We start from the raw sequence: 18,683 nt of genomic DNA, 5'->3' as shown, positions 1-18,683 counted from the left end.
CGCGCTGTTCTCCCCGACCATCCGGTCAGTTATGCGCCGATATAGTGCAGCAATCGTGACGATAGTCCAAACGGTGTTGGTGAAGCTGCCAATCTCCCCCACGAGGGATCGGCAGCTTCAACCGAACTTCCCAGTCCTCGGGAAACCTTTCGGCACCATACGCCCTGCCGATGCCCTCGCGCCGATCCACTCGGCCAGTTCCTCGCGCGACCGGGTGAAAGTACGGTCGGCTGAATCCTGCCAGGAAAGACCGGTCTCCATCGAGAACGGCTTGAGGTCGAGAAGGCCGCCGTCCTTGTATTTCTGCAGCCGCACACCCTTGCCGCGGCCCATCTCCGGAATTTCCGAGAGCGCGAACACCAGCATCTTGCGGTTCTCGCCGACGATAGCGAGATGATCGCCGACGACCGGCACGCAGCGCTTGGCTTCGTCGGGGGCCTTGACGTTCATCACCTGCTTGCCCTTGCGGGTGTTGGCGACCACCTCTTCCTCCGGAACGATGAAGCCGTTGGCGTCGAACGAGGCGAGCAGCAGCTTGCGTTTGGGATCGTGGACGAAGGCGGTGACGATGTCCTGGTCATTGTCCATGTCGACGATGATGCGGATCGGCTCGCCATGGCCACGGCCGCCCGGCAGCCGGTCGGCGCCGATCGTGTAGAACTTGCCGCCGGTGGTGAAGACCAGCACCTTGTCGGTCGTCTGGGCATGGAAGGCGAGCTTGAGGCTGTCGCCCTCCTTGAAGGTCAGCGTCGAGAGATCGGCCAGATGCCCCTTCATCGCCCGCAGCCAGCCCTTTTCCGAAACCACCACGGTGACCGGCTCGCGCTCGATCATGGCGTGGGCGATGTCGGTCAGGTCGTGCTCTGGCGCATCGGCGAACTGGGTGCGGCGCTTGCCGAGCTCGGTCTCCGGGCCGAATTTGTCGCGAACCTGGGTGACTTCCCACTTGATCGTCGACCACTGCTTGGCGTCGGACGCCAGCAGCGCCTCGATCTGCTTCTTCTCGGCGGTCAGCCCATCGAATTCCTTGCGGATCTCGAATTCCTCAAGCTTGCGCAAAGCGCGCAGCCGCATGTTGAGGATCGCTTCGGCCTGGGTGTCGGTGAGCGACCAGCGGGCCATCATGACCTGTTTGGGCTCATCCTCCTCGCGGATGATCTTGATCACCTCATCGATGTTGAGATAGGCGATCAGGTAGCCGGCGAGGATTTCCAACCGCCTCTCGATCTCGCCGAGGCGATGTTTCGAGCGACGGATGAGGACATCGCGGCGGTGATCCAGCCATTCCTGCAGCACGCCTTTCAGCGAGAGCACATTGGGCACCTTGCCGCGCGACAGCACATTCATGTTGAGCGGGAAACGGCTTTCGAGCTCGGTCAGCTTGAACAGCGATTCCATCAGGATGCCTGGGTCGACGGAACGGCTCTTGGGCACCAGCACGACGCGGATGTCCTCGGCGCTTTCGTCCCTGATATCCTCGAGCAGCGGCAGCTTGCGGGCCATCAACAGCTCGGCGATCTTCTCGATCAGCCGGGCCTTCTGCACGCCATAGGGGATTTCGGTGATGACGATGCTCCAGGTGCCCCTGCCCTGGTCTTCCTGGCTCCACTTCGACCGCACGCGAAAGCCGCCGCGGCCGGTCTCGTAGGCTTCGAGGATGGAAGCGCGGCTGTCGACGATGATGCCGCCGGTCGGGAAATCCGGGCCCTGGACGAAATCCATCAGCTTCGCCACCGGCGCATCGCGATGCTCGATCAGGTGCAGCGCGGCGTCGCAAAGCTCGGCCGCGTTGTGCGGCGGGATCGACGTCGCCATGCCGACCGCGATGCCGGACGAGCCGTTGGCCAAGAGATTGGGGAAGGCACCGGGGAGCACGACCGGCTCCTCGTCCTCTTCATTGTAGGTCGGCCGATAGTCGACCGCGTCCTCGGTGATGCCGGCAAGCAATTCGGTCGCCACGTCGGTCATGCGCGCTTCGGTGTAGCGCATGGCGGCCGCGTTATCGCCGTCGATGTTGCCGAAATTGCCCTGGCCGTCGACCAGGGGGTAGCGCATCGAAAAATCCTGCGCCAGCCGCACCAGCGCATCATAGATCGACTGGTCGCCATGCGGGTGGAACTTGCCCATCACCTCGCCGACGATCCGGGCGCATTTGGCAAAACCCTGGTCGGGATTGAGGCGCAGCAGGCGCATGGCGTGCATGATGCGGCGATGGACCGGCTTCAGCCCGTCACGCACGTCCGGCAGCGCCCGGTGCATGATGGTCGACAGCGCATAGGCCAGATAACGCTCTTCCAGCGCCTTCTTCAGATCGACCGGTTCTATATGATCGCCACCGCCATTGTCAGGCGGCAAAAGCCTTTTTCCCATGGGCTGGGACTAGCCGAGCGGGTGATTCGCGGCAAGAGGCGCGCACCCGACCAATCGATTTGCGCTCGTTTCTGCAACAGGAACCCGCACGGTCGAGCTTGCCGTCCAACATCAATCTGTTACATGCCGCATCTATTGCGAAGCACGCTGGCGGCCCGACCTTCATGCCAAATTCACTGCATTCTCCAATAGCGCTCGGATCGGGTTTGCCTTTCACCGCGATTTTGGACCATTGTGCCGGAACACGCCTTTTTCCCGTCCAGTTCGTCACGGAATGGTGATGGCGCAAAGAATTGAAAAACAATTTCAGGACACTCTCAGGGACCTTGCGATGACAATCAAACGCTCAACTATCCGGAAATTCGCTCTTTCGACTTTCTTGCTCACACTGCCGCTGAATGCGGCCCTTGCCCAGGATGCCGCGGTCGCGGACCGGCTGAAGGCAGCACTCTCCGCACAGGGTGTCGACATCTCCTGGACCGGCGTGACCGGCGACAACACCAGCATGGTGCTGCAGGGCGTGTCGGTGAAACCGGCCGCGGAAAAGGAAGCGCTGGCGATCGGCGACGTCAAGCTCGAGAACGTCACCGAAGCCAATGGCGGCTATGATATCGGCACCGTGTCGACCTCGGCCTTCGAACACACCAAGGACGGCGTCACCCTCGATCTCAGTCCCTTCGTCATCCACGACATGACGGTACCGGCCGACGGCTCCACCAGCCCGCTTGGTTCGCTGATGATGTACAAATCCGCCGAACTGTCGAACATGACGGTCAAGGTCGCCGACAAGACCGCCTTCTCGATGGACGGCCTTGCCATCGAGATCACGCCGCCCGCCGACGGCAAGGCGATGGAATTCACCGCCAATACCGAGAAGTTCACGGCCGATCTCTCGCTGGTCGACGATCCCAAGTCCAAGGAAGTCATCGACGCGCTCGGCTACCAGAACATCTCGGGCAATCTCGAGATGGCCGGCACCTGGCAGCCATCGGACGGCAAGATGGAACTGTCGAAATACGACATCTCCGTCGAGAACGCCGGCACGCTCGGCATGACCTTCGACCTTGGCGGCTACACGATCGACTTCATCAAATCGCTGCAGGAAATGCAGAAGAAGATGGCCGCGCAGCCGGAAGGCGCCGACAATTCAGCGCAAGGCATGGCCATGCTCGGCCTGTTGCAGCAGCTTTCGTTCAACAGCGCCTCGATCCGCTTCGACGACGATTCGCTGACCGGCAAGGTGCTGGACTATGTCGGCAAGCAGCAGGGCATGTCGGCCAAGGACATCGCCAACCAGGCCAAGGCGATCGTGCCGTTCGGCATGGCACAGCTCAACAATCCGGAACTGACGGCTCAGGTGACCGCGGCGGTCAGCAAATATCTCGACGATCCGAAGAGCCTCGAAATCTCGGCCGAGCCGCCGGCATCGGTGCCCTTCGCGCTGATCATGGCGGGCGCCATGTCCAACCCGCTCGATCTGCCGAAGACACTCGGCGTCAGCGTCAAGGCGAACGAGGACTGATTGGAGTTAGCTACCTTCTCCCCGTCATTATACGGGGAGAAGGTGCCGGCAGGCAGATGAGGGGCAGCGCCGCCCCCTGCCAACTGCAATTCGACGCCGATCCGATTGCCTGTCAGAAGGCGTCAACTGCTGAGGCCGTTCGCCAATCGCCTGCGTCCGCGCTGCCCCTCATTGTCCTGCCGGACATTTCTCCCCGTATAGAGACGGGGAGAAACGGCAGTCGCAACGCTGCCGTCAGTCCTTCTTGGTCGGCGCGACGCGTAGCGCCAGTTCGCGAAGCTGCTGCGGAGAGGCTTCCGACGGCGCGTTCATCAACAAATCAAAGGCCTGCTGGTTCATCGGGAACATGGTGATTTCGCGCAGGTTCTTGGCACCGACCAGGAGCATGACGACGCGATCGACACCGGCCGCCATGCCGCCATGCGGCGGCGCGCCATACTGGAAGGCGCGATAGAGGCCGCCAAAGCGTTCCTCGACCGTGGCGCGGTCCAACCCGACCGTCTCGAACGCCTTGACCATGGTTTCGGGCAAATGGTTGCGGATACCGCCGCTGGCGATCTCGAAACCGTTGCAGACCATGTCGTACTGGAACGCCTTGATGCCGAGCAGGTCCTCGCCGTTGAGCGCATCGATGCCACCTTGCGGCATGGAGAACGGATTGTGGGCGAAGTCGATCTTCTTCTCCTCCTCATTCCATTCGAAGAACGGGAAGTCGACGATCCAGCACAATTCGAAGCGTTCGCGATCGACAAGATTGAGTTCCTCGCCGGCACGGGTGCGCGCAGCGCCCGCGAAAGAAACGAACTTCTTCGGATCGCCGGCGACGAAGAAGGCGGCGTCGCCGTCGGCAAGGCCGAGCTGCAGGCGGATCGCTTCCGTGCGTTCCTCGCCGATGTTCTTGGCGAGCGGGCCGGCTCCTTCGAGCTTGTCGCCCTCCTTGCGCCAGAAGATGTAGCCCAGGCCCGGCTGGCCCTCGCCCTGCGCCCAGCTATTCATGCGGTCGCAGAAGGCGCGGCTGCCGCCGGTCTTGGCGGGAATGCCCCAAACCTCCGCCTTCGGGTCGTTGGCCAGGATGTTGGCGAATACCTTGAAGCCGGAATCGCGAAAATGATCGGAGACGGCCTGCATCTCGATCGGGTTGCGCAAATCGGGCTTGTCGGAACCGTATTTGCGCATGGCGACATCATAGGGGATGCGCTGGAACTTCTGCGTCACCGGCTTGCCGTTGGCGAAGGTCTCGAAGACGCCGCGCATCACAGGTTCCATGGTCGACAGCACGTCGTCCTGCTCGACGAAGCTCATTTCGAGGTCGAGCTGGTAGAATTCGCCGGGCAGACGGTCGGCGCGCGGATCCTCGTCGCGGAAGCAGGGCGCGATCTGGAAATAGCGGTCGAAGCCCGACACCATGATCAATTGCTTGTACTGCTGCGGCGCCTGCGGCAGCGCGTAGAAAGTGCCGGGATGGATGCGCGACGGCACCAGGAAGTCGCGCGCACCTTCCGGCGACGACGCAGTGAGGATCGGCGTCGAGAATTCGGTGAAGCCGACCTCGCCCATGCGCTTGCGCATCTCTGCGATGATTTTCGTGCGCGCCACGATGTTCCGATGCAACGTCTCACGGCGCAGATCGAGGAAGCGGTATTTCAGACGGATGTCCTCGGGATAGTCCGGTTCGCCGAACACCGGCAGCGGCAACTCCTTGGCCGCCGACAGCACCTCGATCTCGCGGGCGAAAATCTCGATCTCGCCGGTCGGCAAATTGGCGTTCGTGGTCTCCGGCAGGCGCGCCTTGACCTCGCCGTCGACGCGGATCACCCATTCGCCGCGCACGGTCTCGGCGACCTTGAAGGCAGGCGAATCGGGATCGGCGACGATCTGGGTCAGGCCGTAGTGGTCGCGCAGGTCGATGAAGAGCAGGCCGCCATGGTCGCGCACGCGATGCACCCAGCCCGACAGCCGGACGGAATTGCCGACGTCGCTCTTTCTCAACTGGGCACAGGTATGGCTGCGGTAACGATGCATTGTCATGGATAAAGTCCGGGGTGCTGGGTGGCAGACCGAAGCATTACGGCCCGGCCTCAAAATTTGCGCGAAAAGCGCATGGGAGGCCGGATTTGTCAAGGCAAGCGGTCACACAGGCTCGCGGCTTCGACCGTTCACGCGAAGTGGATTTGGGCGCCCTGACGTTCGAAATCGGCAAGGATGGCAGCGGGCGCGGTCTTCTCGACGACGAGATGGCTGATCATCCCGGCGGCAGCGACGCGATAGGGCGCCGCGGTGGCCAGCTTGTCATTGGTGACGGCAATGAGGATGCCGGCGCTGTTTCCCGCCATGGCCCGCTTCACCTCGGCCTCGGACGAATCGAAGGCGGTCACGCCTCGCGTGGCATCAAGGCCGCAGGATCCCAGGAAAAACAGGTCGGCGCCAAGCTGCGCCACGGCGGCCAGCGTATCGGCGCCGACACAGGTGCCAAGGTCGCGGACATACCTGCCGCCGAGCACGATCAGTTCGACCAAGGGGTGATCCGACAGGACCGAGGCGACGCCAAGCGAATTGGTGGCTACGGTCAGCTCGATGTCGCGCGGGATGGCCCTGGCGATCGCCTCATTGGTCGTGCCGCCATCGATGAACAGGCTTTGTCCAGCGGAGAGCAACGCGACCGCCGCATTTGCCAGACGCGCCTTCTCCTCGATCGCATGGCCGCCTCGCTGGCTGATCGTTGCCGCTGCAAGGGGCGCGGAAGCGACCGCGCCGCCGTAAACGCGACGGCATTCGCCGGCCTTCGCCAGCTCCCTCAGGTCGCGGCGTACGGTGTCTTCCGAAACACCGAAGCGGCTTGCCAGTTCGCCGGCCAGGACACTCCCCTCCGCCGCAAGGCGGTCACGGATGAGCTGGTGCCGTTGATCGGTGAGCATTGCCGAACCTTGTTTTCTTGTTCTGCACGTTCTTGCATGTTTTGCACGTTTATGCAAGAAGTCGACATGTCTGGCTGCTGGACAAGGCAGCCGCCCGTTTTTCATTGAAAGCACCGCGATGAGCTTTGGCCTCAACCTTGCCCCTCAACACCGGGTCTATGCCGGGTTTGCGACCTATTCGTTCGCCATGGGCAACATCTTCCCGCGGCTGCCCGACATCAAGCATGCCATGGGCATCGCGGACGGCACGCTGGGGCTCAGCCTGATCGGGACACCGATCGGCACCCTGACCGCACTGACGCTGGCCACGCCCCTCCTGGAGCGCATCGGCTTTCGCCGCGCGCTGCTCACGCTGGTTCCGCTGCTGGCGCTTCTCTACGCCATCGCCGTACATGCGCCGGAACCCGTCGCACTGTTCCTGATGCTGTTTCCCATCGGCCTGATGATCGGCAGCGTCGAAATCAACCTGAATGTCGAAGCCGACAGGACGGAATTCCAACTCAAACGCCGCATCATGAACCGCGCCCATTCGTTCTGGAGCGCGGGCTTCTTCGGTGCCGGACTGTTCGGCGGCGCGATGGCGCATCTCGGCCTGTCGCCGCAACTCCATCTGGCGCTGGTCGTACCCATAGTGGCTATCTCGATGGCGATTTTTCTCGGCGGCTACGAGCCGGCCCCTGCCCGCTTCGCCGCTACCGGCGACAAGGCGCCCATGTTCGCCCGGCCGACATTGCCGATTCTAGTCCTCGTCGCGGTGACGCTTTCGGCGATGCTGCTGGAAGGCGCCAGCATCGACTGGTCGGCAATCTACATGCGCACCGTGTTCGAATCCGGCCCCTTTGTCGCCGGCTTCACAGTGGCGCTGTTTGCATTCTCGCAGGCGACGACGCGTTTCTTCGCCGACAGCTTCGTCGACCGCCATTCGCCAAGCGGCGTGGCGCGCGTCCTCCTGGCGATGATGGCTGCCGGCGTTTTCCTGGTCTTCTTCTCGCCCGCGCCATTTATCTCGATGCTCGGCTTCGCGCTTCTGGGCGTTGGCAGCAGCGCCATCTTCCCGCTGGCGATTTCGGCCGCCGCTCAGCGAAGCGATCGCCCCGCGGCGATCAACGTAGCGGCATTGTCACAGATCTCCTTCACTGCCTTCCTGCTCGGCCCGCCACTGCTTGGCTTCGTCTCGGACCATTGGGGCATACGCTCGGCCTTCGGCATCGGCATCCCATTCATCATACTCAGCCTGCTGACCGTCGGCTCGCTTGGCACCAGGCCATCTACTTCCGCCACCTCCGCAAGCGCAGGCCCCAGCGGGACGAGGGAGGAGGCATTGGCGCGGGCCAACGAGGCATAGGCGGCTCGCCTACCCGTCCACCGGATGGCTGGCGCGGCCTGCCCAAGGGAGTCGCCCCGCAAGAACTAAGGATTGTCCGCTGGCATTGACGGTCGCTTTGGTTCAAGAAGGGATCACCGATACGTGATCGCCGCTTCATGTCCTCCATCCGCCCGCTGATTCCGCTCCTTCTCGCCGCAGGCATCCTGCTCGGCGGCAATGGGCTGCAGAGCACGCTGATCGCGCTGCGCGGCGCGCAGGAAGGGTTTTCGGCGTCCGACATCGGTCTTATGGGCACCTTCTATTTCGCCGGCTTCCTGCTCGGCTGCCTGGCCATCACCCGCATCATGAAGGCGGTCGGCCATATCAGGGCGTTCTCGGCGCTGGCGGCGATCGCCTCGGTCGGCACCTTGCTCCTGGTACTGGTCCTCGATCCGGTGATGTGGTGCGCGGTGCGCTTTGCCGGCGGCTTCTGTTTCGCCGGATTGTTCACCATCGTCGAAAGCTGGCTGAATTCAGGCGTCACCAACCGCGACCGCGCCCGTGTGCTGGCCATCTACCGGATGGTCGATACCGGATCGGTGACATCAGCCCAGTTCCTGATTCCGGTCTTCGGTGCCGGCGGCTTCAGCATCTTCGCCATCATGTCGATCATGATCACGCTGTCGCTGGTGCCGGTCTCGCTTGGCGACCGTTCCAACCCGACGCCGCCGGAAGAGGTCAAGCTCGATCTGGCACGCGTCTGGCGGATTTCGCCGCTTGGCTGCTTCGGCTGCATCGCCGTCGGCGTCACCAACAGCGCGTTTCGCACCTTGTCGCCGGTCTATGCCGAGCAGATCGGCATGTCGGTCGCCGACGTCGTCACTTTCGTCAGCGTCGGCATTTTCGGCGGCGCGATCATCCAGTATCCACTCGGTTATCTCTCCGACCGCTGGGACCGGCGGCGGGTGCTGCTGATGACGACTTGCTGCGCGATGCTTTCGGCACTGGCGCTGGTGTTCATTGCCGGCAGCAATCCGCTGCTCAACTTCATCGCCGTCTTCATCTTCGGCTGTTTCGCCATGCCGCTCTATTCACTGTCGGCGGCGCATTCCAATGATCGCGCGGATGCCGGCGAGTTCGTGCTGATCAATGCAGCCCTGATGCTGTTCTATTCCTTCGGCGCTATTGGTGGCCCTTTCGCGGCCTCGACGGCGATGCAGTATTTCGGGCCAAGCGCGCTGTTTGTCTTCAGTGCCGTGGTCTACGCGGTGTTCATCGCCGTTATCCTCTACCGCATGCAGGCCCGGTCCGGCGTGCCGGCCGGCAAGCGCAGCCGCTTCACCGCGCTGTTGCGCACCTCGACCATTTTCGCGCGGCTGGCCAGGAGAAATAGTGATCCAGACAGTCCGGAAGGGCCGTGACGGTGGCAGCACAGCTTGACGAAAGCCTTCCCGGCTGAAATCTAGGAAGACCCTACTCCTGCCAAAAGCGATTTGATGCACGTCATCACCACCCAGAAAGAACTCGAGACCGTTCTCGCCGCTTTCGAAAAGTCGGATTTCGTCACCGTCGACACCGAATTCATCCGCGAAACGACCTTCTGGCCAATCCTGTGCCTGATCCAGATGGCAGCGCCCGGCGTGACGGCGCTGATCGATCCGCTGTCATCAGACATCGACCTGGCTCCGTTCTTCAAGTTGATGGCCAACGAGGCGGTGGTCAAAGTCTTCCACGCCGCCCGGCAAGACATCGAAATCATCGTCCATCTCGGCGATCTCGTTCCGCACCCGGTGTTCGACACCCAGGTGGCGGCGATGGTCTGCGGCTTCGGAGACAGCGTTTCCTACGATCAACTCGTGCAGCGCATCACCGGGGCGCGGCTCGACAAGTCGTCGCGCTTCACCGACTGGCGCCATCGGCCGCTGTCCGACAAGCAGCTCGACTATGCGCTGGCCGACGTTACCCATCTGATCGAGGTCTATCAGCACCTCAACGCCGAGCTGGCGCGGGAAAACCGCGCTCACTGGCTGAATGAGGAGATGGACGTCCTGACCTCGCGCGAGACCTACGATCCGCACCCCGAGGATGCCTGGAAGCGGCTGAAGATGCGACTGCGCAAACCACAGGAACTGGCGATCGTGCAGACCGTGGCGGCATGGCGCGAACGCGAGGCGCGCGAGCGCGACGTGCCGCGCGGCCGCGTGCTCAAGGACGACGCGATCTACGAGATCGCGCAACAAGGGCCGCGCGATGCGGCGGCCCTTGCCAAACTCCGTACCACGCCAAAGGGCTGGGAACGCTCCTCGACGGCGACCGCACTGCTCGGCGCGGTCAACACGGCGCTCGCCTTGCCCAAGGAGCAGATGCCGAAACTGCCGAAAAACTTCCAGCCGCCCGAAGGCTCGAATGCGGCCGCGGAACTCTTGAAAGTGCTGCTCAGGATCGTCGCCGAAAAACAGGGCGTGGCCTCGAAAGTATTGGCGTCCAGCGACGATATCGATCGCATCGCCGCCGAGGGCGAGGACGCCGATGTGCCGGCACTGCAGGGATGGCGGCGCGCCGTGTTCGGCGAACAGGCGCTGAAGCTGGTGCGCGGTGAGATCGGCATCAAGTTCGACAAGCGCAAGATAGCCGTGTTCGATCTGTAGAAATCGGCCTCTCTTCTTCCGCCTCGGGAGAAGGGCGCCAACGCCGCTTCTGCTCAAACCACCTGGAGCAGGTGAAGAGCGAACCAGATCCAGCCCAACAGGATAATGACCGCACCGAGAAAGAAAGACCGCCTGCGCAGGCGCAGATCGTTGCTGGTCAGGTGAACCCAGGCGTGGAAGTAGCGCGAGGCGACAAAGATCCACATCAGCGCCAGGGTCAGGTAATTGACGCCGTTGGTGACGTGCAGCGCCAGGCACAGCACGTAGAAAAGAACCGGCAATTCGAACTGGTTGTTGAGATTGGCGGCGACCGTGACGCTGGACGCCGGCTCGGTCGAACGCACTTTGTATTGGCCGGTCTTGGCTTCGCCTGACTTGACCGCACCGTCTCGGCGACGGCCGAGGACGCAGTAGACGATGTAGATCAGCAGCACATGCGCCAGGACCGGCCAGAAGATGGTGGTCTGGTTCATGAAGTGGCCCCTGCCCTTTTCGGCTTCAATTCTGACGTCTTTGGCCCGCCAGCCAGAAAGCGGCAATGACGATGACCGGGAGGGCGAGAAGCGCGAATTTGGTGACGATCAGCGCCGAGGCGAAAGACAGCGAGTCCGGGTTGGCATAGAGGAAATCGGACAGAAGCCGCGCCACGGCGATATTCTGGACATAGTCGGCGAGCGTGTAGGGCAGCACCAGGACCAAGGCGAAGATCGCCTGCATCTGCCCCGGCAGCACGCGGAAAGCCTTCAAGCGCCGGCCAGTTACCACGATCAGGCTGACTAGCGTCAGCGACAACAGCGCAGGAAACAAAAGATCGAAAGTCAGGTAATGCCAGACCAGGATGATCTCGCTGCCGCGCCGGCCAAGCGCCGTCAGCCAGGCCATGCCTTCGTCGGGCGTGAATCCGAAATAGCGCATGTCGAGCGAGGCCAAGCCCCCGCTCAACTGGCGGAAATAGAAGAACTCCATCCCGGTCATGGCGATGAAAACCGCTGCCGAGAGAAAGCAGAGCGCTCCGACATGGCGCGACAGGCGCAGCACCATGGCGGCCAAGTTGCGCCAAAGCCCGGAAGAATCAGGCTCCGCCGGGATAGTTGGGGCTTTCGCGGGTAATCGTGACGTCATGGGCGTGGCTCTCACGAAGTCCGGCGTTGGATATGCGCACAAAGGTGGCGCGGTCGCGGAAATCGGCAAGGTCGCGGCCACCAACATAACCCATAGCGGCTTTCAGCCCGCCTGCAAGCTGGTGCAGCACGCCAGACACAGGTCCTTTGTAGGGAACCTGCCCTTCAATGCCTTCCGGCACCAGTTTCAGCGTGTCGCGCACCTCGGCCTGGAAGTAGCGATCGGCGGAGCCCCGCGCCATTGCGCCGACCGAGCCCATGCCGCGATAGGCCTTGAAGGAGCGGCCCTGGTGCAGATACACCTCGCCCGGACTTTCGTCGGTCCCGGCAAGCAGCGAGCCGATCATGGCGGCGCTGGCGCCGGCGGCGAGTGCCTTGGCGAGATCGCCGGAATATTTGATACCGCCGTCGGCAATCACCGAGGCGCCGGATTTATGCGCCGTCTCGACCGCCGACATGATGGCCGAAAGCTGGGGAACGCCGACCCCGGCCACGATGCGGGTGGTGCAGATGGAGCCCGGACCGATGCCGACCTTGACGGCGTCGGCGCCGGCGTCGATCAGCGCCTGCGTGCCTTCGGCGGTGGCGACGTTGCCGGCCAGGATGCGCACGGAATTGGAAAGCTTCTTGGCCCGCGTCACCGCGTCCAGCACGCGCTGCGAGTGGCCATGCGCGGTGTCGATCACCAAAAGGTCGACGCCCGCCTCGATAAGACGCTCGGCGCGTTCGAAGCCGTCATCGCCGACGCTGGTGGCGGCCGCGGCGCGCAGTCGCCCCTGCGCATCCTTGGTGGCATGCGGGTTGAGCTGCGACTTCTCGATGTCCTTGACGGTGATCAGCCCAACGCAATTGCCCGCCTTGTCGACCACGACCAGCTTCTCGATGCGGTGCTGGTGCAGGAGCCGCTTGGCCTCGTCCTGGTCGACATTCTCCTTGACCGTGATCAGGTTCTCCCGGGTCATCAATTCGTAGACCTTTTGCGCAGGATCGGAAGCGAAGCGCACGTCGCGGTTGGTCAGGATGCCCACCAGCCGGCCGGTCTTGTGGCCGCCGGCGCCGCCATTCTCGACCACCGGAATGCCCGAGATCGAGTAGGTGCGCATCAGTGACAGCGCGTCGGCGAGCGTGGCGTCGGGACCGATGGTGACCGGGTTCACCACCATGCCGGATTCGAATTTCTTGACCTGCCGCACCTGCTCCGCCTGTTCGGCGGGCGAGAAATTGCGGTGGATGACGCCGATGCCGCCGGCCTGCGCCATGGCGATGGCAAGCCTTGCCTCGGTGACCGTGTCCATCGCCGCCGACAGGATCGGCACGTTGAGGTCGATGTCGCCGGCGATGCGGGTGCGGATGTCGGTCTGGCCGGGCATCACTTCGGAATGACCGGGCTGTAAAAGCACGTCGTCAAAGGTCAGCGCCAGTGCGCCGGTGGACGTTTCGATGATTTTTGCCATAGCCAGCCCTTTGAATGCGAAAAAGCGCTGGACCGGAATGGGCAGCGCCGACTCGTTATTCCCTTTCAGGATTGGCGGTGGCTGGTAACACGTCCCGGGACGGATGAAAAGCCGATCATTGCGTTGCACAACAGGATCACGACGAGCCCGGCAACGCCACCCCTGGTTGCGATCGCACAAAAGTGACAGCAAATTAATGCGACATCGGTGTCCAGCCGTGATACCCGCCCTGCGTGCCGGCAAGGTCGGCAACATCTGGAATCAAGCCCGGACGCGTTTTTGTGAACCGCACCATTCCGCTCATACTGGCGGTCGCTCTTTTCATGGAAAACATGGATTCGACCGTCATCGCGACATCGCTGCCGGCGATCGCCATCGACATCCATACCAGCCCGATCGCGCTCAAACTGGCGCTGACCGCCTATCTGGTGTCGCTGGCGATCTTCATTCCGATCAGCGGCTGGATGGCCGACCGCTTCGGCGCCAAGAACATCTTTCGTGCGGCGATCGCGGTGTTCATTGCCGGTTCGGTTGCCTGCGCGCTGTCCGGTTCGCTGCCGGCCTTCGTGGTGTCGCGCTTCCTGCAAGGCATTGGCGGCGCCATGATGACCCCGGTCGGGCGCCTGGTGCTGGTGCGCGCCACGCCCAAGAGCGACCTGGTCGCCGCCATGTCCTGGCTGACCGTTCCAGCACTCGTCGGCCCGCTGGTCGGTCCGCCGATCGGTGGCTTTATCACCACCTATTTTACGTGGCACTGGATCTTCCTGATCAACGTGCCGATCGGCCTGATCGGCATCTGGCTGGCCACACGCTTCCTGCCGGAAACCGAAGCAACCGAGACGCCGCCGCTCGATTTCATCGGCTTCGTGTTGAGCGGGCTTGCCGCATCCGGCGTCGTGTTCGGCCTGTCGGTGGTCAGCCTGCCTTATCTGCCGCCGGCCACCGGCTTCATCACGGTCGCGGTGGGGCTGCTGTCGGGCGCGCTCTACCTGATGCATGCGCGCCGCGCCAGAAATCCGCTGCTGGCGCTTGAGCTGTTCCGCAACCAGGTGTTCCGCTCGTCGGTGCTTGGCGGCAGCCTGTTTCGCATCGGCATCGGAGCGGTGCCGTTCCTGTTGCCGCTGATGTTCCAGATCGGTTTCGGGCTGACCCCATTCCAGTCCGGCATGATCACCTTCGTCTCCGCGATCGGCGCCATCGGCATGAAATTCGTCACCGCGCTGATCTTCCGTGTCGTCGGCTTCCGCCGCGTGCTGATCGCCGGCTCGCTGGTCGCCGCCGCATCGATCGCCATCTACGGCCTCTTCACCCCCGAAACGCCTTACGCGCTGATGCTGGCCATTTTGCTGGTCGGCGGCTTTATCCGTTCGATGTTCTTCACCGGTGTCAACGCACTGTCCTATGCCGAGGTTTCGGCCGAGGATACCAGCAAGGCGACGCCGATCACGGCGGTGTTCCAGCAGCTCTCGATCGCGCTCGGCGTGGCGCTCGCCGGCGGTGTTCTGGAAGTCTCGACCTCGATCCATGGCGGCCCGCTGACGCTGGGCGATTTCCATACCGCCTTCTTCATCGTGGCGGCGGTATCGGCGGCGGCGTCACTGTCGTTCATGCGGCTGGCACCCGATGCCGGCAACGCCGTGTCAGGCCATGGCCGGCTGACGACGCCCAAGACGCTGGAACCGGTGAGATCGCCTGGAGAGTGAAGCGGCCAACTCAGCCGTCTGCGTCCCCCGGCCCTTCGCCATGGCTCCGGGCGCTCGAGCCCTTCGGAACGTCCACTGGACGTTCCGATCCGCCTGACGGCGGACCAGCCTCTCGCCCCTTAAAATCCTTGGCCAAGAGATAAAGCTCCACCGATTCATCGCGCGACGCCGGTGGCTTGACGTGGTGGACGGAGCGGAAATTCTTCTTGAGCATCGAGAGCAGTTCGTTTTCGGCGCCGCCCTGGAAGGTCTTGGCCAGGAAATGGCCGCCGGGCTTCAGGACCGACAGCGCGAAATCGGCCGCCACCTCGCACAGATGCATGGTGCGGATGTGGTCGGTCCGCTTGTGGCCGGTGGTCGGCGCCGCCATGTCGGACAGCACGACATCCGGGTCGCCGCCCAGCGCCTCGGCCAGCTTTTGCGGAGCCTGCGGATCGAGAAAATCCATCAGCAGCACCGGCGCACCGGGCACGGCGTCCATTTCCAGATAATCGATGCCGATGACATGCGGGTTTTCGGCCGTCGATTTCGTGCGCGCGGCCGCGACCTGGCACCAGCCGCCGGGGGCGGCACCCAGGTCGATCACCTTCATGCCGGGCTTCAAGAGATGGTGCTTGTCGTCGATCTCGATCAGCTTGTAGGCCGCGCGGGAACGATAGCCATCGGCTTTCGAGCGTTGGACATAGGGATCGTTGATGTGGCGCTGCAGCCAGCGGCGTGACGATTCCTTCAGGCCGCTTTTCTTCTTGATCCGCGTCTTCAGCACGCGAATGCTCGCCGAACCTGGTTTTTCCGGTTTCTTGGTCATTGCCTGATTTCTTGTTTGAGCATGATCATGCCCTAGCACGCCCATCGTTGCGCCAGACGCCGTCATCGGCCATCAGTTCGCTCAATATGCCTTCGCGCAGGCCACGGTCGGCGACGCGCAGCCGCTCCGACGGCCAGACGGCGCGGATCGCTTCTAGGATCGCACAGCCGGCAAGCACCAGATCGGCGCGGTCGGCGCCGATGCAGGGGTTGGCGCAGCGCTGCTGGAAATCCCAGCCGACCAGTCTCTCCACCATGCGGTCGACGCTGTCGCGGTCCATCCACAGGCCGTCGACCCGCCGGCGGTCGTAGCGCTCGAGATCGAGATGGACGCCGGCCAGCGTCGTCACCGTGCCCGAAGTGCCGAGCAGATGGAAATTCGGGCTGGCCTTGAGATGGCTCAGCCGGTCGCGGCCATCGAAAGTAGCCAGCCTGCCGGCGACGTCGTCGACCATGGCGGTGAAGATCTCGCGCGTCACGGTGCGGCCGCCAAAGCGTTCCGCCAATGACACGACGCCGACCGGCAGCGATGTCCATGAGACGATATGGTTGGCAAGGCGCGGCGAGCGGCGGCCGCTGAGATCGATCAGCGCGATCTCGGAGGAGCCGCCGCCGATGTCGAACAGGACGACGCCTTGCGTGTCGCGCTCGACCAGCGAGCCGCAGCCGGAAACCGCAAGGCGGGCTTCGGTCTGGCGATCGATGATCTCGAGCTTCAGGCCGGCTTCGCGTTCGACGCGATCGAGGAACTCGACGCCGTTTTCGGCGGTGCGGCAGGCTTCGGTGGCGATCAGCCTTGCCTTCCTGATCTTGCGGCCGCGCAATTTGTCACCGCAGACCTTCAGCGCCTCGACCGCGCGGTCCATCGCCGGCTGGCCGAGCCGGCCATTGGCGGTGAGCCCCTCGCCCAGCCTGACGATGCGCGAGAAGGCGTCGATGACGCGGAACTGGCCGTGACGGGTGGGAACGGCGACCAGCAGCCGGCAATTGTTGGTGCCGAGATCCAGCGCCGCGAAAACCGGAAGCTCGTGCACCGGCGGCCTGCGGTTGCCTTGTTCGGGGCGTGGCGCTGGAACGACGGGCGAGATCGCCGCAGCGGCAACAGGCTTCAGGTCGACTGCCGCGGTAGCGGCCTTGCCTTGCAGCGGCGATCGATTGTCCTCGGGGCGCACATCGTCGCGCGCAAAAACCTTGCGCCCGCGCCTTCGCTTGCGCCGTTTCTTGGGCTTGCCTTTCTGGGTTGCGTCGCCCACCTGCCCATTCACGGAGCGAGGCTCCGTCGGGCGGCGTTGCTGCCAACCGGCCGTCCCCGGGCCTGATGACCCCGGAGAAGCGCTGGACGCGCCCACCTCCGGCGCGCCTGCGCCGGTGTCGCGGTCTTCCACTGTCGTTCCTTCCGGCGCCGCGCGAACCGGTGACGGACGCAGCAGGCGCTTTGGCATGTTTCAAGTTGCCGCCAGACTAACAGTGCCGCGCCCGATCACCAAGAGCCGCTTGCCGAATTTTGCCGGCTGGGCGCGCAACCCCGCCTTTTTGCTGCGCTCCGTAATGTACCCGCAAGGCTGGATTGATAACGCGACGCCAGCGGAGACCGCGCCCGTCGAGCCGGTTCCCTCGCCGCTTGCAGGCGTTCTCGCGCCGCGCCCGGTGCAGGCAGGCCTCGCCGGCATCAGGCGCGACAAGTGTTCGCGGTTGAATAGCCGGCTTCAATGAGGCATTTCTGAAATGAATGGGGAATTCGGGGCGCGGTCGGCCTCTCGACAGAAAAGGAAGCGGACAGGCAACGCATGACGGTCGGGCAATGAACTGGAAACGCTATTTCTGGCCGATCGTCGGCATCGGCGCGGTGATTTTCTCGCTGCTGCTGCTCTGGCATGAATTGCGCGGTATCTCGCTCGACGACGTCTGGGACGGGCTGGCGGCCATTCCGGCCCGCGGCTGGATGCTGGCAGGCTTGAGTTCGGTGGTGGCCTATGCCGCGCTCGCCGGCTACGACCACATCGCGCTGCTGCACATCGGCAGGCGCGTGTCCTGGCTGTTCGTGACGCTGTGCTCCTTCACCACCTATGCGCTGTCGCACAATATCGGCGGCTCGGTGTTTTCCGGCGCCGTCATCCGCTACCGCGCCTACGGCACCAGGGGCCTGACCGGCCAGGAGGTCGGCGTGCTGGTGGCGGTCTGCTGGATAACCTTCGTGCTGTCGACGATTCTCGCCGCAGGCCTCGTGCTGGTGTTCGAGCCGCAGATTATCGACCGCTTCTCCGGCATCGCCCATCACGGCCTGTCGGAGGCTGCGGGCATTGCGATGCTGGTCCTCGTCGCGGCCTATATATTCGGCAGCTGGCTGCATCTGCGCCCGCTGAAGATCGGCAGCTTCCAGTTGCACTATCCGGCGCTGCCGATCGTCGCCAGGCAGTTGCTGATCGGCCCGATCGAGTTGCTGGCGGCGGCCGCGATCATCTTCTTCGCCCTGCCCGAGATGCACAATCCCGGTTATTTCGTCGTGCTCGGCGTCTTCCTCGTCTCCTTCTCGGTCGCCCAGATATCGCACGCGCCGGGCGGCCTCGGCGTGTTCGAAGTGGTGTTCTTGGCCGGGCTTTCCGACATGGACCCGGTCGGCGTGCTGGCCGCGCTGCTGGTGTTCCGGCTGTTTTATCTGATCATCCCGCTGTTTCTGGGCCTGGGCATCGTGCTGTTCTTCGAACGCTCGCAATTCAGCCGCAAGGAGAGCTGAGCCCGGAGTTCTCACGCCGCTGGAAAAAGGTGGCGTTTGAAACCGGTGATAAAAGCTGGCGATTGAACCGCGGAGCAGGCTTGACTATTTTCCGCTGGCGGCT

The 18,683-nt window shown here is 63.4% G+C and carries 15 protein-coding genes; 7 read left to right on the top strand and 8 right to left on the bottom strand.

Annotated elements, in window-relative coordinates:
* Positions 1-117: 117 nt before the first annotated feature.
* On the bottom strand, positions 118-2,370 hold the full coding sequence (parC, locus tag EN824_RS10710; RefSeq protein WP_135932230.1) for a DNA topoisomerase IV subunit A: 2,253 nt from the start codon (positions 2,368-2,370) through the stop codon (positions 118-120).
* A 331-nt stretch (positions 2,371-2,701) separates the two neighbouring features.
* Between parC and EN824_RS10705 the strand changes: the two genes are divergently transcribed.
* Entirely contained in the window at positions 2,702-3,892 is a 1,191-nt protein-coding gene (locus tag EN824_RS10705; protein ID WP_135932229.1) for a hypothetical protein, read from the top strand.
* Between the two features lie 234 nt (positions 3,893-4,126).
* On the opposite strand, the gene aspS is transcribed toward EN824_RS10705, so the two are convergent.
* Positions 4,127-5,914, bottom strand: a complete 1,788-nt coding sequence (gene aspS, locus EN824_RS10700; protein ID WP_189522171.1) for an aspartate--tRNA ligase — start codon at positions 5,912-5,914, stop codon at positions 4,127-4,129.
* Positions 5,915-6,048: 134 nt separating this feature from the next.
* A complete protein-coding gene (locus EN824_RS10695) occupies positions 6,049-6,807 on the bottom strand; it encodes a DeoR/GlpR family DNA-binding transcription regulator (protein WP_135932227.1) in 759 nt (252 codons plus the stop codon).
* Between the two features lie 118 nt (positions 6,808-6,925).
* Between EN824_RS10695 and EN824_RS10690 the strand changes: the two genes are divergently transcribed.
* From EN824_RS10690 to rnd, 3 genes are all read left to right on the top strand, one after another.
* The gene (locus EN824_RS10690; RefSeq protein ID WP_135932226.1) at positions 6,926-8,152 is read left to right on the top strand and encodes an MFS transporter; all 1,227 of its coding nucleotides are present in this window, start codon (positions 6,926-6,928) and stop codon (positions 8,150-8,152) included.
* A 137-nt stretch (positions 8,153-8,289) separates the two neighbouring features.
* The gene (locus EN824_RS10685; protein WP_127279862.1) at positions 8,290-9,534 is read left to right on the top strand and encodes an MFS transporter; all 1,245 of its coding nucleotides are present in this window, start codon (positions 8,290-8,292) and stop codon (positions 9,532-9,534) included.
* A 75-nt stretch (positions 9,535-9,609) separates the two neighbouring features.
* Positions 9,610-10,761 (top strand): ribonuclease D, encoded by a 1,152-nt coding sequence (gene rnd / locus EN824_RS10680; RefSeq protein WP_127279863.1) that lies wholly within the window; start codon positions 9,610-9,612, stop codon positions 10,759-10,761.
* 53 nt (positions 10,762-10,814) lie between these two features.
* On the opposite strand, the gene EN824_RS10675 is transcribed toward rnd, so the two are convergent.
* Genes EN824_RS10675 through guaB form a run of 3 tightly spaced genes read right to left on the bottom strand, consistent with a single transcriptional unit; the run spans position 10,815 to position 13,336 of the window.
* A complete protein-coding gene (locus EN824_RS10675) occupies positions 10,815-11,234 on the bottom strand; it encodes an MAPEG family protein (RefSeq protein WP_127869657.1) in 420 nt (139 codons plus the stop codon).
* Between the two features lie 25 nt (positions 11,235-11,259).
* Positions 11,260-11,802 (bottom strand): hypothetical protein, encoded by a 543-nt coding sequence (locus tag EN824_RS10670; protein ID WP_167531211.1) that lies wholly within the window; start codon positions 11,800-11,802, stop codon positions 11,260-11,262.
* 31 nt (positions 11,803-11,833) lie between these two features.
* Positions 11,834-13,336, bottom strand: a complete 1,503-nt coding sequence (gene guaB / locus EN824_RS10665; RefSeq protein ID WP_127279866.1) for an IMP dehydrogenase — start codon at positions 13,334-13,336, stop codon at positions 11,834-11,836.
* Positions 13,337-13,617: 281 nt separating this feature from the next.
* Here guaB and EN824_RS10660 point away from each other — a divergent pair, with 281 nt between their 5' ends.
* Positions 13,618-15,039: an MFS transporter gene (locus EN824_RS10660; RefSeq protein ID WP_135883644.1), complete on the top strand. Its 1,422-nt coding sequence runs from the start codon at positions 13,618-13,620 to the stop codon at positions 15,037-15,039.
* Positions 15,040-15,049: 10 nt separating this feature from the next.
* Here EN824_RS10660 and EN824_RS10655 read toward each other — a convergent pair whose 3' ends face one another.
* Both EN824_RS10655 and EN824_RS10650 read right to left on the bottom strand, forming a co-directional pair.
* The gene (locus tag EN824_RS10655; RefSeq protein WP_127280524.1) at positions 15,050-15,847 is read right to left on the bottom strand and encodes an RlmE family RNA methyltransferase; all 798 of its coding nucleotides are present in this window, start codon (positions 15,845-15,847) and stop codon (positions 15,050-15,052) included.
* Between the two features lie 25 nt (positions 15,848-15,872).
* Entirely contained in the window at positions 15,873-17,231 is a 1,359-nt protein-coding gene (locus EN824_RS10650; protein ID WP_127280525.1) for a Ppx/GppA phosphatase family protein, read from the bottom strand.
* 55 nt (positions 17,232-17,286) lie between these two features.
* Between EN824_RS10650 and EN824_RS10645 the strand changes: the two genes are divergently transcribed.
* Both EN824_RS10645 and EN824_RS10640 read left to right on the top strand, forming a co-directional pair.
* Complete coding sequence (locus tag EN824_RS10645; RefSeq protein WP_127280526.1) at positions 17,287-17,559, top strand: hypothetical protein; 273 nt, start codon at positions 17,287-17,289, stop codon at positions 17,557-17,559.
* Positions 17,560-17,647: 88 nt separating this feature from the next.
* Positions 17,648-18,580 carry a lysylphosphatidylglycerol synthase domain-containing protein gene (locus EN824_RS10640; protein ID WP_135915416.1) on the top strand — a complete coding sequence of 311 codons (933 nt, stop codon included), beginning with the start codon at positions 17,648-17,650 and terminating at the stop codon, positions 18,578-18,580.
* Positions 18,581-18,683 lie beyond the last annotated feature (103 nt).

Origin of the sequence: Mesorhizobium sp. M8A.F.Ca.ET.181.01.1.1, from assembly GCF_004792025.1 — a bacterium.
GTDB lineage: Bacteria > Pseudomonadota > Alphaproteobacteria > Rhizobiales > Rhizobiaceae > Mesorhizobium.
This window is presented reverse-complemented; position numbering and strand designations above follow the sequence as displayed.

Coding starts and splice junctions, on each gene's coding strand:
- parC (WP_135932230.1), bottom strand. CDS start 2,370: ATGGGAAAAAGGCTTTTGCCGCCTGACAATGGCGGTGGCGATCATATA.
- EN824_RS10705 (WP_135932229.1), top strand. CDS start 2,702: ATGACAATCAAACGCTCAACTATCCGGAAATTCGCTCTTTCGACTTTC.
- aspS (WP_189522171.1), bottom strand. CDS start 5,914: ATGCATCGTTACCGCAGCCATACCTGTGCCCAGTTGAGAAAGAGCGAC.
- EN824_RS10695 (WP_135932227.1), bottom strand. CDS start 6,807: ATGCTCACCGATCAACGGCACCAGCTCATCCGTGACCGCCTTGCGGCG.
- EN824_RS10690 (WP_135932226.1), top strand. CDS start 6,926: ATGAGCTTTGGCCTCAACCTTGCCCCTCAACACCGGGTCTATGCCGGG.
- EN824_RS10685 (WP_127279862.1), top strand. CDS start 8,290: ATGTCCTCCATCCGCCCGCTGATTCCGCTCCTTCTCGCCGCAGGCATC.
- rnd (WP_127279863.1), top strand. CDS start 9,610: ATGCACGTCATCACCACCCAGAAAGAACTCGAGACCGTTCTCGCCGCT.
- EN824_RS10675 (WP_127869657.1), bottom strand. CDS start 11,234: ATGAACCAGACCACCATCTTCTGGCCGGTCCTGGCGCATGTGCTGCTG.
- EN824_RS10670 (WP_167531211.1), bottom strand. CDS start 11,802: ATGGTGCTGCGCCTGTCGCGCCATGTCGGAGCGCTCTGCTTTCTCTCG.
- guaB (WP_127279866.1), bottom strand. CDS start 13,336: ATGGCAAAAATCATCGAAACGTCCACCGGCGCACTGGCGCTGACCTTT.
- EN824_RS10655 (WP_127280524.1), bottom strand. CDS start 15,847: ATGACCAAGAAACCGGAAAAACCAGGTTCGGCGAGCATTCGCGTGCTG.
- EN824_RS10645 (WP_127280526.1), top strand. CDS start 17,287: ATGTTTCAAGTTGCCGCCAGACTAACAGTGCCGCGCCCGATCACCAAG.
- EN824_RS10640 (WP_135915416.1), top strand. CDS start 17,648: ATGAACTGGAAACGCTATTTCTGGCCGATCGTCGGCATCGGCGCGGTG.